11 protein-coding genes are annotated in these 14,682 nt (G+C 31.9%); 4 read left to right on the forward strand and 7 right to left on the reverse strand.

Going from position 1 to position 14,682, the window contains the following annotated elements:
- The first annotated feature begins 142 nt into the window (after positions 1–142).
- Positions 143–331 carry a 2-hydroxymuconate tautomerase gene (locus HMPREF3134_RS00400; protein WP_011275837.1) on the forward strand — a complete coding sequence of 63 codons (189 nt, stop codon included), beginning with the start codon at positions 143–145 and terminating at the stop codon, positions 329–331.
- 88 nt (positions 332–419) lie between these two features.
- Here the strand turns inward: HMPREF3134_RS00400 and HMPREF3134_RS00405 are convergent, their stop codons facing one another.
- Positions 420–1,397 (reverse strand): LCP family protein, encoded by a 978-nt coding sequence (locus HMPREF3134_RS00405; protein ID WP_070440051.1) that lies wholly within the window; start codon positions 1,395–1,397, stop codon positions 420–422.
- Between the two features lie 146 nt (positions 1,398–1,543).
- On the opposite strand from HMPREF3134_RS00405, the gene msrA reads away from it, so the two are divergent.
- Entirely contained in the window at positions 1,544–2,050 is a 507-nt protein-coding gene (msrA, locus tag HMPREF3134_RS00410; RefSeq protein WP_070440053.1) for a peptide-methionine (S)-S-oxide reductase MsrA, read from the forward strand.
- Between the two features lie 72 nt (positions 2,051–2,122).
- Here msrA and mprF read toward each other — a convergent pair whose 3' ends face one another.
- The 6 genes from mprF to parE all read right to left on the reverse strand — a co-directional run bounded on the left by mprF (position 2,123) and on the right by parE (position 13,280).
- The gene (gene mprF, locus HMPREF3134_RS00415; RefSeq protein WP_070440055.1) at positions 2,123–4,645 is read right to left on the reverse strand and encodes a bifunctional lysylphosphatidylglycerol flippase/synthetase MprF; all 2,523 of its coding nucleotides are present in this window, start codon (positions 4,643–4,645) and stop codon (positions 2,123–2,125) included.
- A 241-nt stretch (positions 4,646–4,886) separates the two neighbouring features.
- Complete coding sequence (locus HMPREF3134_RS00420; RefSeq protein WP_070440057.1) at positions 4,887–6,116, reverse strand: AI-2E family transporter; 1,230 nt, start codon at positions 6,114–6,116, stop codon at positions 4,887–4,889.
- A 77-nt stretch (positions 6,117–6,193) separates the two neighbouring features.
- A complete protein-coding gene (gene glcT, locus HMPREF3134_RS00425; protein ID WP_070440059.1) occupies positions 6,194–7,048 on the reverse strand; it encodes a glucose PTS transporter transcription antiterminator GlcT in 855 nt (284 codons plus the stop codon).
- A gap of 161 nt (positions 7,049–7,209) precedes the next feature.
- A complete protein-coding gene (locus HMPREF3134_RS00430) occupies positions 7,210–8,667 on the reverse strand; it encodes a glutamine transporter AlsT (protein ID WP_070440061.1) in 1,458 nt (485 codons plus the stop codon).
- A 216-nt stretch (positions 8,668–8,883) separates the two neighbouring features.
- Positions 8,884–11,283, reverse strand: a complete 2,400-nt coding sequence (gene parC, locus HMPREF3134_RS00435; RefSeq protein ID WP_070440062.1) for a DNA topoisomerase IV subunit A — start codon at positions 11,281–11,283, stop codon at positions 8,884–8,886.
- Positions 11,280–13,280 (reverse strand): DNA topoisomerase IV subunit B, encoded by a 2,001-nt coding sequence (gene parE / locus HMPREF3134_RS00440; RefSeq protein WP_037558066.1) that lies wholly within the window; start codon positions 13,278–13,280, stop codon positions 11,280–11,282. Before parE ends, parC begins: the two co-directional genes overlap by 4 nt.
- 201 nt (positions 13,281–13,481) lie before the next feature.
- On the opposite strand from parE, the gene plsY reads away from it, so the two are divergent.
- Both plsY and HMPREF3134_RS00450 read left to right on the forward strand, forming a co-directional pair.
- A complete protein-coding gene (plsY, locus tag HMPREF3134_RS00445) occupies positions 13,482–14,090 on the forward strand; it encodes a glycerol-3-phosphate 1-O-acyltransferase PlsY (RefSeq protein WP_011275846.1) in 609 nt (202 codons plus the stop codon).
- Between the two features lie 169 nt (positions 14,091–14,259).
- Positions 14,260–14,559: a HesB/YadR/YfhF family protein gene (locus HMPREF3134_RS00450; protein WP_011275847.1), complete on the forward strand. Its 300-nt coding sequence runs from the start codon at positions 14,260–14,262 to the stop codon at positions 14,557–14,559.
- Positions 14,560–14,682: the final 123 nt, after the last annotated feature.

The raw sequence follows: 14,682 nt of genomic DNA on the forward strand, positions 1-14,682 counted from the left end.
CTCCCTTAGTCATTTTTATTATATACGAACACTTGTTCTATTTAAATAAAAATAAGAACTAATGTTCTCAATTTTCTTTTGGAGTACTGCCCTAAAACATGCTATACTATGGATGAAATTACTAATTCAAGGAGGAAATAAGATGCCAATCATCAATGTTAAATTGTTAGAAGGACGCTCTGATGAACAATTAAAAAATTTAGTAACAGAAGTAACAAATGCAGTTGAAAAAACTACTGGAGCTAATAGAGAGGCAATTCATGTGATTATTGAAGAAATGCAAAAAAATCACTATGGCGTTGCAGGAGTTAGAAAATCAGACGCAGAATAAAACTTTGATTAGTTTACATAATAATATTATGGTATTTATTAAAGGCGTAAAAAAAGAGTGCACCCAATCGAGTGCGCTCTTTTACGTTTTAGTTATTTAGAAATTCTTTGACAGCTTTTTTATTTTTCTTCTTATCAATCTCTAAGGCACTGCCATCGTTATTTGTATTAATATTCTGGTACGAATTATTAATTGGAACCGTAAGAGATTCTACGTTCTTATCTCCTCTTAAACCGTAACTAATACCTGTTTGGAAGATAGCTGAATTTGGCATACTTGTATTAATATAACCCCTTAATATACCAGCTACTTTAGGCAATTTTATTACTGAACTAGGTGTAACTAACTCTTTTTTCAACGTCTGCATAACTTGTTGTTGACGTCTAACTCGCCCAAAATCTCCTTCCTCGTCATGTCTAAATCTCGCATATCCAAGTAATTCTTTACCGTTTAAACGATGATGACCTTTTTTAAGAGATACGCCAATATTTTCAGACATATCTTTTTCTACGTCCATAGGAACGCCATTAGGTTCTAATTCATCAATCATTTTTTCAAAACCCGTAAAATCAATGACTGCATAATATTCAGGATTAATACCTAAATTCTTATTTAAAGTCTTTCTAAGAAGTTCAGGTCCACCAAGTGAATAGGCTGCATTAATTTTATAATTCTGATATCCAGGTATTTCCGCATAAATATCACGCATCACTGACATCATTTTCATTTTTTTATGGATATAATCATATTGAACTACCATGATGGAATCTGAACGCGACTTACCACCGCTAGCTTTGTCAGCACCTAACACGAGTACAGAAATCTTACCGTCATTTTTTACTGGTCCATTAAACTTATGTACTTTGATATCTTTTGCATGTTTCTCAGCGTAATTAACACCACTACGATAACCATGGACAATATAGATAATAGCTGCGATTAGCAATATCGATATAATCAAAATGATAAAAGGTAATTTACGTAGTTTTTTCTTATTCCGTCGTTTAGAAGGTGTCTGTGCGTCTGCTTGTCGCCTGTATACTGTCTTATCCTTCTCTTCTGTCATATTTACCTACCTTACGTCTAGTAAAAATCTTCAAAATTATATATCTATGTACTATAATTATATATAATTAAATTATAGAAGTTGCTTTGAAAAATCAAGTAATTTTTAAATAAATGGTACTAAGGTCCAATGAAAGGATGGCATAAATGAATATTAATACAGCATATTTTGCTGGTGGGTGTTTCTGGTGTATGACCAAACCTTTCGATCAATTCGATGGTATAGAAACAGTAACATCTGGCTATATGGGTGGTTCAACTCACAACCCTACTTATGAAGATGTGAAAAGTGGGACCACAGGACATTATGAAACTGTAAAAATTGAATATGATGTTGCATTGTTTTCTTATAACAAATTATTAGAAGTATTTTTCTCGGTTATTGATCCCATTGATGATGGTGGCCAGTTTCAAGATAGAGGTTCACAATATAGAACAGCTATATTCTACACGAATAAGGATCAAAAAAGACTTGCTGAGCAATACGTTCACCAACTCGAGCAAACAATTCATTCAGAAAAAGCAATAGTGACTAAAATATTACCCGCTTCAACTTTTTACAAAGCAGAAGAATATCATCAAGATTTTTACAAAAAGAACCCTGAGCGTTATGCTCAAGAACAACAAGACCGAGCAAACTATAAATCCAATTAAAATTTTAAATAATCAAAGGCACCCTTCAAGGTGATTATCACCCATTCACTTGTTGGATGCCTTTTTTAACAATTATTTATGACGAATAACTCTCATTACTTTTAACATGCTATACCATAGTGAACTATCTTTTCTATAAACCAAAAATCTTGGTTCCCAATTTGGACTATATTTTTCTTTATACTTACGTAGTCCTTGAAAGCGATATAGACCATTGAAGTGTTCAAATACACGCCCAGCTACACGCTCTCGAGGGTAAGAGTAATTTAATTGACCTACATTTGATAAAGTTGCCATACCCATGTTAAATGCTTTATAGCCTTTATCTTTACCCCAAAGTAACATATGTAGATATAGGCCATCCATTAAAGGTAAATCTAAATCAGGTAACCAACGAATTAAATCTACTGAAATAGCTTCATTATAATAAGTAGGCATTAAAGTGCAAAACGCAATGACTTTACCTTCTTCATTCTTCATTATTCCAATAGGTGCTTGTTGTAAATACTCTTCTGTAAATTGACCTACTGAAAAATGCATTTCATTACGTCCATCTAGCCACTGATCACTAACTTGTTTTAATTGAAAAATGAGATCTTTCGAAAAAGGTGGCTCTAAAATTTCAAATTGAATATTTAAATCATCGAATTTATTAAGTGTTGCTCGGAAACCACGACGTTTCTTTCCTGATGTCGTAAATTGAGTTAAATTTATAATTGCCTCTTCACCAAGTTTGAAAAACTGATTACCAAAATTATGATATAGCGGCATAAAGCGATCTGAAACTTGATAGAATATAATATCATAGCCTAACTTTTCACCGTAGTTATAAAAATCAATAAGTAAAGACTGAAACGCCTTCGTATCACCGATTGGATCTCCTAACACAACAAGAGCGTTACCTTTGTAGCGATACATTAAAAAAGCTTGTTGCGCTTCATGCATAAAGACATCTTTATCTCCACTATAGATTAAATGACTTAAATAATTGCCACCATACGTTTCAATAATTGATTTACATCTCGATAAATCTTCTAATTGGTGTGGTCTAGTGTATCTAGACTCCAATAACCATGCGACGATACCTACAAGTATGACTACGACAAGAACCGTTAACCAGAAATAATATTTCAATAAAGAAGTATCCATTTCAATGTGGTAAATATCAAGTGCATATAAAGTTTCTGAAATTATAAAATGATTAACATACAATACCAGCATACTTAAAATAATTGTAAAAATTAAACGTTTTAATCTGAATGGTCGTTTCATCACTTTAGAACGACGATAAGCGAGAACAAGTAATACAAATATTAATAAAATCCATGATAAAAGAATTAAAGATGCATAAGTATATACTGTTGCACTAAATATTAAAACAAGTGAAATCATTACAAACAAAATAGCACGTCGGCTTTGTTTAAATACACCTCTAACATTGATAAGTAATAATAAGCAAGCACTTGTATGCACAGATAACATAATATAATATGCGAAATGATGATCATCGTATAAACCATCATAAACAATTGTAATGTTATTAATAAAGAAAACAAAACTTGTTATTAGTACTAACATAGCTAAGGCAAATGACGGAATCTTAGCAATAATATCTTTTTGATAAGAGAATAAAAAAGATGTTACATCTCTTGCAGGTACAAAATATTTAGATTCTTCGAAGTATTTTCGCGCAGATGATCCAAACTCAAATGTAGATAAAACAAGTGCAATAACAACTGGTACAAAGTAATAAGCGAAACGATATAATAATAACGCTAATAGTACTTTTTCTTCAGGAACGCCTAAAGACTTAAGACCTAATAATACAACTAAATCGAAAGCACCGAAGCCACCTGGTATGAAACTAACCAATCCAGAAAGAGCAGCAATGATGAATATACCGATAACAGTAGTGAATGCTATGTTAATATCTACAATAACTGTTGATAAATAGAGTACTGTGGCAGCTGCCAGCCACTCAAAACTTGATACTAGTGTGCAATAAACACCTAAATATTTATTGTTACGATCAATAGGATTAATCATCGTATAGGAAATAAATAAAGGTAAAAATAATGCAACAACATATAAAATCCATCGAACCCAACTTACTTTATTTATTATATGAGAAGCATCAAAGATATGTAACACGACAAGGATTGATAAAAGACTCAAACCCGTTAACATAGAAATCAGTATGATTGAAATAGCATGAACTAATTTTTTTCTATCAGTTGTATAATTTTTATAAATAAATGCTCTAAATCCAGCCCCTATAAATCCACCAAAGCCAACAATGGCATTAAGTGCATTAATGATATAGCTGATTTTAAAAACCCTAATAAGTGGTATATCCAGTTTTAACCCTTTTACTAAGATAAGATCATACAAACTTAGTAAAATCATAGCTGAACCACCGCAAATGAATAAGCCAACTAGATACCAACGATTAATTTTGCTAAATGCTTCAAGTGTTTGTTTAAAATTAATGTGTGCTAATTCATGATATAGCGTTGCAACAACTGCTATAAATAAAACTGCAGCAAAAACAAATTTGAGTAATGATAATAATCTATTCTTAAGTTCTTCAGTCATGTCATACCTCTACCTTCACCTACGATTATTTAAAAATATATCATACCTTCATTTGAATGAACATATGAATATGTATAACTCATACTAACATTATTGTAATGTGTGTAAGATTAAATACTTTCTAAAAAAAGGCGGGAATGATACAGAATCCAAAATGAATTCATTATCTCATTCCCGCTTAGGTAACTAAAACTGAGAAAGCTAGATAAACTGGCTTTTACACTTAATACTCGTTTAGAGCTTATTCAGCTTTAGTATATTCTTTAGTTTCTTCTTTTTTAATTTCATATTCTCCTGAATCATCACCATAATACTTGTTATAACGACGTTTAAATAATAAGAATAGGTGTGAGACTATTACTTTAAGTATTGCATATCCAGGAATACCTAAAATAACACCAACAATACCTAATAAATTACCAGCACTCAATAAGATGAAAATAATCGTTAAAGGATGAATTTTCAATGTTTTTCCCATAACATTAGGTGAAATGAAATGTCCTTCAATAAATTGAACAAGCGTCCATACTACAATTAATTTCAATAACATGAATGGCGATGTAATAATCGCTATAATGATGGCTGGTGAAATAGCAATCGTTGGTCCTAGATAAGGTACAACACTTGTAACAGCAGCTATACAAGCAAGTACAAGACCGTAATCAAGACCAATAATTGAATAGCCTATAAAGAGTAAGATACCAATACAAAATGAAACAATAATTTGACCTTGGATATATGATCCAACTTGTACACTCATTTTTTCCATTAAATCATGGTAATCTTTTCTAAATTTAGGTGGCATAATCTTCGTTGAATACTCTTTAAATTTGTGACCATCTTTTAACATGAAGAATAATACAAAAGGTGTTGTGACAAGAACTACACCTACGTTAACAATAGCTTCTGCAAAACTTCTAATTTTAGTTCCAAATCCATCAAAATAACTTGAAACCATAGAAGGTATCTTATTGGAAACTGAGTCTAACCAATCTTGTATTTGAGTATAAATTGATGATAAGAAAGAAAAATGTGTGACTTGATCTATTGCGTTATTAAATTTATCTACATATTTAGGGAAGTTGTTAGCTAAACGTGTGATTTGATCTCCAATAAGCGGAATTAATAAATTAATAATTAATGTCGCTCCACCAACAATAGCTAAAAATACAATAATGATTCCTAGTAATCTTGGAATATTATATCTCTCCATCAAATTAATCACTGGATTAATAAGATAGAATAAAATAAGCGATAAAATAATTGGTGCTACAATTGTATTAAATATGATGATAAATGGTTCAAAAACATAAGAAACTTTATCAAATATAAATATTACAATACCTATGAGCACTAATGAAAGCAAAGCAAATAATAAATCTTTACCGCCTAAGAATTTCATAAAACGCGTTTCTGTAAAACTAAATTTTTTTGCGCTTTTTTCTTCAACTTGCTTATTTTCAATTGCCATGTTTTTCACCATACCTTAACTAACTATTAAAACTAAAGCTATTTTACATCATAACACAAAAAATAACTAAGTGTTCCTTAGTTATGCGATGAACTTATTTGAGTTTCAAAATGATAAATATGTAATGCAAGATACACAATTTCGGAATCATCGATAGGAATATTCAAGTGCTTTTGAATCATTTTTGAGATTTTAAAAGCAGTATTATATGCATTTGGATAATGATTTTTAACCATATCTATAAAAAAATCTTGAGCATATATGTATTCTTTTTTATTAAGTCGTCGAATTAAAAATTGAATATGTCTTATAAAACGTTGATATTGAACCGTATGATTATCGATTTCATGATTTAAATCATTTTCAATAATAAGTATACTTTTACTAATCAATTTATTAATCAAAGACATCTCATGTATCGTTAAATCCTCTGTGTTTGAAGCAATGTGTAATGCAATAAATCCAATTTCATCAGCTGGGAACTTAACATCTAGTCGTTGATTCAATTTATCAATAACTTGACTTGCAATAGCATACGCACCACTATATAAATGTTTGGTTTCGATAGCAAATGGATTACTAATAATTTGATTTTGTTTTAATCTTTTATATGCAAATATAATATGATCAGTCAATGCAACAACAAGGTTTTTATCATCTGTAGTATGAGTTGTACTTGTAATAAAATTGACTGCTTCAATAATCGCTTGTAGAACATCTTCATCGGCAATTTCAACTAAAGATTTGTAATATTCTTGCTGTTGTTTTTGCTCTAATTTATAAACCTTTTCTATTGAAGCACTTTCATCTAAGGTCATTCCAGCCTTTTTATTAAAGCCAATACCTTTTCCAACGAGAATGACCTCTTGATTATTATAAGTGCATATGATGACGTTATTATTTAAAGCTTTAGAAATGGTATACTCACTCATCATAATCACCTTTCTCTGTAATATATGAATTATAAATCTATTTATTAAAAATGAAAAGATTTCTAACTTAATGTAAAAACTCCTTTCAAAGTTTTGAATGAAAGTTTCAACACATTGAAAGGAGTATGAATAAATTCTATTTTAATCAATCACTTAAGTGATTATTTTTTAGGTAGTTGATTTTCTCTACCCCAAGTTTCAATACCAAATAAGTTAATTTCAAGATTCTCTGGTTTAAACACAGGTTTCATACCAGCTTTACGTTGTTTTTGGTAATCTTTCATTACAGCTATCGCTATATTTGAAAGACCAATTATAGAAATCAAGTTAACAATTGCCATTAATCCCATGAATAAATCGGCAGTACTCCATACAGTTTCAGTTTTTACTACTGATCCAACAAATACTAATAAGACAACTAAGCATCTAAAAATAAACATAACTACTTTGTTTTTAGATAAGAACTCTATGTTTGATTGACCATAATAATAGTTACCAACAACAGAAGAAAATGCAAATAGCGTAATTGCGATTGTTAAGAAGATACCTCCAGCTGAACCTAAATGTTCATTTAATGCTGATTGTGTAACTTGAACACCTTGAGGTGCATTTTCTCCAAATTTTAATCCTGAATATAAAAGAATCATAATCGCTGTGGCTGTACAAACTAACATTGTATCGAAAAATACACCAAGTGATTGAATTAAACCTTGTTTAACTGGATGTGGCACTGACGCTGTTGCTGCTGCGTTCGGCGCAGAACCCATACCAGCCTCGTTAGAGAATAGACCACGTTTAATACCTTGAAGTATCGCTGCACCTACAGCGCCTCCTGTAACTTGCTCGAAACCAAATGCACTCTTAATGATTGTGCCAATCATCGGAACAATTTGATCGATATTTAATAATAAGATAACTAAAACCATACCGATATAAACAATAGCCATGGTTGGAACAATCAATGAAGATAATGTCGCGATACTGCGGACACCACCAAAGATAATTGCTGCAGTAATAACAGCTAAAATAATTCCTGTTACAACTGGACTTACGTTGTACTGAGTATTTAATGATTCAGCAATCGTATTAGATTGAACAGTATTAAATACAAACGCAAATGTTATTGTAATTAATATTGAGAATAAGATACCTAACCATTTTTGGTTCAAACCTTTAGTTATGTAATATGCGGGACCCCCTCGGAATCCACCTTCTTTGTCATGAACTTTATAAATTTGAGCTAAAGTTGCCTCCATAAATGCACTTGCAGCACCGATAAAAGCAATTACCCACATCCAAAATACTGCACCAGGACCACCTAGTACAATTGCCGTAGCTACACCTGCAATATTACCAGTACCTACACGTGAACCAGCACTAATTGCAAATGCTTGGAATGGCGATATACCTTTTTCACCACTATTCAATGTTTCAGGTTTTTCAGTTAAAGCTCTAAACATTTCCGGCAACATACGTAATTGCACGAATTTAGAACTAATAGTAAAGAAGAACCCTACAGTTAATAGCAATCCAATTAAATATTGCGACCAAATTAAATCATTACCTACCTGAACAATTGTTTTAAACCATCCAGGTATTAAATTATCAAAATCACTCATTAAATCCCTCTCATCTACAATAAATTAATATCCAAAGATATACTACAAGAGATTTATACTGTATTGAATAAACCCAATAAAATAATACTAGTACATATTACGTTTGAGTGTTATACAATATCAATATAAATCTCTTGAGAGATTAAAATTGGTTAAAATAACAAGTTCAATTTTATCATTTTCTTTTAAAATTGAAAATATAATTTTTATAATCCATTAGTCGATTGTCATATTTAAGACGTCTCCAAACTCTTTAACATCAACAACAAATGACCCATTTGTGTATTGTTCAGATAAATGAATATCAGTGATTTGTCCTTCTTCAGAGTGACTTTCAGAATATAAAGTATACATACTTTCATCTTTAACAACATAACCTGCAACAACACGATGTGGATTTTTCTTCAACTCTTTAAGTAATGTAATACCTCTTTGTGCTCTTTTAGCTTGTTGTAAAATCTTATAGCTAATTCGTTTTACAGCACCTCTTTGAGTAGCCATTATAATTGAGCTGTCATTATCTACAACATCCGTCATAACGACAAAATCTTCATCTTTTAAGTTGATAGATTTCACCCCAGCTGCTCGTAATCCCGTATCAGATAGTTCTTCACTTGAATACGTTAATGACATACCTTTATGTGTTAATACATTGATGAGTTGATCTTCATTTAATCGAATGACGTTTATTAATTCATCATTATCTTTAACTTTCATAGCAACTAATGGTTTATTGTAACGAGTCGTTTTAAATAAGCTAACGTTACTTTTTTTAATCATTCCATTTCGAGTCGCTAGTACATAAAATGCGTCATCTTTAAAACTTTGTTCATTGTAAACATCAACTACAGTTTCATAATCATCTAAGGGAACAATTTGAGATACATGCTGTCCAAGTTCTTTCCATCTGATATCTGCTAATTTATGAACCGGAATGAATATATACCTTCCTTTGTTTGTAAAAACAAGTACCGTATCTTGCGTGTTAACTGTTTGATATTTGAGTAAACTGTCTCCATCTTTAAGCCCTATTTCAGTGACACCACTGGCATTGAAACTACGTGTAGATGTCCGTTTAATATATCCTTGACGTGTAATACTTAAAACAACATCTTCACTTGGAACCATAACTTCTTTATCAATTTTAATTTCTGCGATTTCCGCTTCAATTGATGATAAACGCTCAGATTTAAATCGTTTTCTAATATCAGTCAATTCACTTTTAATTACTTGTAACAATGCATCATGATTATCAAGTATATGACGATATTCTTTAATCAATTTAGCTAACTCATTATGTTCATTTTCCAATGCAACGATATCTGTATTAGTTAAACGATAAAGTTGAAGCATGACAATAGCCTCTGCTTGAGCTTCCGTAAATTCAAATTCAGCAACTAAATTGTCTTTAGCATCTTTTTTATTTTTAGAGTTACGAATTAACGTGATAACCTCATCCAATATTGATAGTGCTTTCATTAAACCTTCCACAATATGCATGCGTTTTTCGGCGTGATCTAAATCATATTTCGTACGATTTGCCACAACTTCAATTTGATGATTTAAGTAACTATCAATAATTTGGCGAATACCCATTAGTTTTGGACGACCGTCACTAATTGCAACCATATTAAAGTTATAAGTAATTTGTAAATCAGAGTTTTTGAATAAATAGTTTTTTATAGCTTCTGCATTTACATCCTTTTTCAGTTCGATCGCTATTCGTAATCCAGTGCGATCAGTTTCATCACGGACTTCGATAATACCATCTACTTTTTTATCTGCTCTTAACTCATCGATTCTTTTGACTAGTGAACTTTTATTCACTTCGTAAGGAATCTCAGTAACGATAAGTTGTTGACGACCATTACGAAGGGTTTCTTCATCCACTTTAGAACGTACAACAATTTTACCTTTACCAGTCTCATAAGCTTTCTTAATGCCATCCACACCTTGAATAATACCGCCAGTAGGGAAATCTGGACCTTTTATATATTTCATTAGTTGAGTAACAGTAATATCAGGATTATCGATGTATTTCAATGTTGATTGAATTACCTCTGCTAAATTATGCGGTGGGATGTCAGTCGCATAACCTGAAGAAATCCCTGTTGAACCATTAACTAATAAATTAGGAAACCTTGCTGGTAAAACCATTGGTTCTAAAGCTGTATCATCATAGTTTGGAACAAATGCAACAGTTTCCTTATTAATATCTCTGACAAGTTCTTCCGATAATTGGCTTAACTTCGCTTCAGTATAACGCATTGCTGCAGGAGGATCATTATCGATACTACCGTTATTACCATGCATTTCAATTAAAACATGACGTAATTTCCAATCTTGACTTAAGCGCACCATTGCATCATATACTGATGAGTCGCCATGAGGATGATACTGACCAATAACGTCTCCGACTGTCTTCGCACTCTTACGGAAATTCTTATCATACGTATTCCCACTACTATGCATTGCGAAAAGAATTCTTCGTTGTACTGGCTTCAAGCCATCACGAACATCCGGTAATGCACGTTCTTGAATAATATATTTACTATATCTTCCAAAACGATCACCTATCACATCTTCAAGTGATAAATCTTGAATTATCTCACTCAATTTGTTTCCTCCTCAGTATATTCTTCAGTTTCTAGTACTTGTACTTCAGTATTATCTAATATACTTTGATCTTCTTGCATGCCAAATTCAACGTGACTTTCAATCCATTCACGACGTGGCGCAACTTTATCACCCATTAAAGTTGTAACTCGTTTAGACGAACGCATTTCATCTTCAATTTGAACACGAATTAATGTTCTAGTTTCAGGATTCATAGTTGTTTCCCATAACTGTTCAGGGTTCATTTCACCTAGACCTTTATAACGTTGCAACATAAATCCTTTTCCTAATTTCTTCTGAAGTTTTTCAAGTTCATCATCAGTCCATGCGTATTCAACTTGCTTAGATTTACCTTTTCCTTTTTCCAGTTTATATAGTGGCGGCAATGCGATAAATACTCTTCCAGCTTGTACAAGCGGTTTCATGTACTTAAAGAAGAAGGTTAATAATAATACTTGAATATGTGCACCATCTGTGTCGGCATCAGTCATGATAATAATTCTATTATAATTACTGTCTTCTATTTTAAAGTCGTTTCCAACACCAGCACCAATTGTATGAATGATAGTATTAATTTCTTCATTTTTAAAAATATCTTCAAGTCTTGCTTTTTCAGTATTAATAACTTTACCTCTTAAAGGTAAAATCGCTTGGAATTTTCTATCTCTTCCAAGTTTAGCTGAACCACCTGCTGAGTCACCTTCGACTAAATATAATTCATTTTTCTCAGTATTTTTACTTTGAGCAGGTGTTAACTTTCCTGATAATAAAGTGTCTTTACGTTTATTCTTCTTACCTGAACGTGCATCTTCACGTGCTTTACGCGCAGCTTCCCTAGCTTGTTGTGCTTTAATTGCTTTCTTCACTAGAGATTTAGAAAGTTGACCTTTTTCTTCTAAATAATATGGCAATTTATCAGAAACTACTGAATCAACAGCACTACGAGCTTCTGAAGTACCCAATTTAGATTTAGTTTGCCCTTCAAATTGTAACAATTCTTCAGGTATGCGAACTGATATAACTGCAGTTAAACCTTCACGAATATCATTACCGTCTAAATTCTTGTCTTTTTCTTTTAATTCATTGATTCTTCTTGCGTAATCGTTGAACACACGTGTCATTGCAGTTTTAAATCCTACTTCATGTGTTCCGCCATCTTTGGTACGCACGTTATTTACGAAGCTTAATATACTCTCTGAATATTGATCATTATATTGAAAAGCGACATCTACTTCTATACCATTTGAAGCACCTGTAAACATAGTTACGTCGTGAAGAACCTCTTTGCCTTCATTTACATAACTGACAAACTCTTTAATCCCCTCTTCATAATGATAAACATCTTCACGTTCTTTGCCACTACGTAAATCTTTCAATGTTATTTTAAGATTCTTTAATAGGAAGGCAGATTCTTGTAACCTCTCACTTAAGGTTTCAAAATTAAATGTAGTTGTAGCTTTAAATATTTCGGGATCTGGTTTAAATGTAACTTTAGTTCCCGTTTTTTTTGTTTTACCTGATTTAACTAATCCAGATGCTGGCACTCCACCATTTTTAAAGCTTTGCTTGTAAATATTCCCGTCTCTATGTATTTCTACTTCTAACCATTCGCTTAATGCGTTAACTACAGATGCACCAACCCCATGCAATCCACCTGATGTTTTATATCCGCCTTGGCCGAATTTACCACCGGCGTGCAATACAGTGAAAATAACTTCAACAGTAGGTTTACCTGATGCATGCATTCCTGAAGGCATACCACGACCATTATCTTCAATAGAAATACTATTATCTTGGTTTATTGTTACATTTATTTCGTTACCATATCCGTTTAAAACTTCATCTACGGAGTTATCTACTACTTCATACACTAAATGATGTAGTCCTCGTTTATCAGTAGATCCTATATACATACCTGGACGCTTTCTTACAGCTTCCAATCCCTCTAATACTTGAATAGAATCATCTGAGTAATGATTTGAATTTTTTGTTGCCAATGCGTTCGCCTCCTACAAACGTACGTTCGTTTTAAAAACTATACAATAGTTATTCTTATATAAATCGGTCTAAATTGCAAGCGTGAGTTAAAACTAATCTATTTAAAGTTCCTGTTAAGAACAAATTTTTAAAATTGGTCGTTGTTATCTATTAGATTATGGTAAAATATAGCTACGTTATTAAAGGATGTGTAAAGTTATATGATGATAGTAGTCATGCTCATATTAAGCTATCTCATCGGTGCTATTCCTAATGGATATGTTATAGGAAAGCTGTTTTTCAAAAAAGATATTAGACAATATGGCAGTGGTAATACTGGCGCAACTAATAGTTTCCGAGTTCTAGGTAAACCAGCAGGATTTATTGTAACCTTTTTAGATATATTTAAAGGATTTATTACTGTGTTCTTTCCTATTTGGTTTCCAGTGCATGCAGATGGACCGCTTAGCACGTTCTTCACACATGGGTTAATTGTAGGTTTATTCGCAATACTTGGCCATGTATATCCAATATATCTTAGATTTAAGGGTGGAAAAGCTGTAGCTACAAGTGCTGGTGTTGTCTTAGGCGTAAATCCTATCTTACTACTTATATTGGCAATTATATTCTTTGGAGTATTATATATATTTAAATATGTTTCACTCTCAAGTATTATTGCAGCAATTTGTTGCGTTATTGGCTCTCTCATCATACAAGATTACATATTATTTGGGATGAGCTTACTCGTTTCCATAATTTTAATAGTAAGACATCGCACCAATATTGTAAGAATTTTTAAAGGCGAAGAGCCAAAAATAAAATGGATGTAAATCTAATACCGATAATAATGCATTAAGCGTATCAATTCGCTTAATGCTTTTTTATATCTTCATTGAAACCTTATGGATTATCTCAAAATATGAATATGTTATAATTCTAAGAGTTCCATTTAAAAAATAAAATCCAAGTAATAGATAAATAAGGTAGGAGGATAATGTAATGAAAATTAAACTAACAGATCAAGCTGTAGAATGGTTTAAAGATGAACTAGACTTACCTGAAAATAACAAAGTTTTACAGTTTTACGTTCGCTATGGTGGTGAATTTCAACTTAAACAAGGTTTCAGTCCTGCCTTTCGCGTTGAACCAAGAGAAGATGTAGAAATTGGTTACGAAGAAAATTATAATGATTTGATATTAGTCGTTTCAGAAGAAGATCTATGGTATTTTGAGGACAATGAAGTCCTCGTTGAAAAAGTAGATCATGATGATGAAATTGCCTATTCTAAATTGAAGTAAGTCATAAAAACCGTTGAATTTAACTAAATATAAATATATTAAGATAAAATAACTGAGAAGACGCTCCCATGTAGCATTTCTCAGTTTTTTTAGGCTCTATAATAAATTGGACTGATGACTAAA

Origin of the sequence: Staphylococcus sp. HMSC14D10, assembly GCF_001808125.1 — a bacterium.
GTDB classification, from domain to species: Bacteria; Bacillota; Bacilli; order Staphylococcales; family Staphylococcaceae; genus Staphylococcus; species Staphylococcus haemolyticus.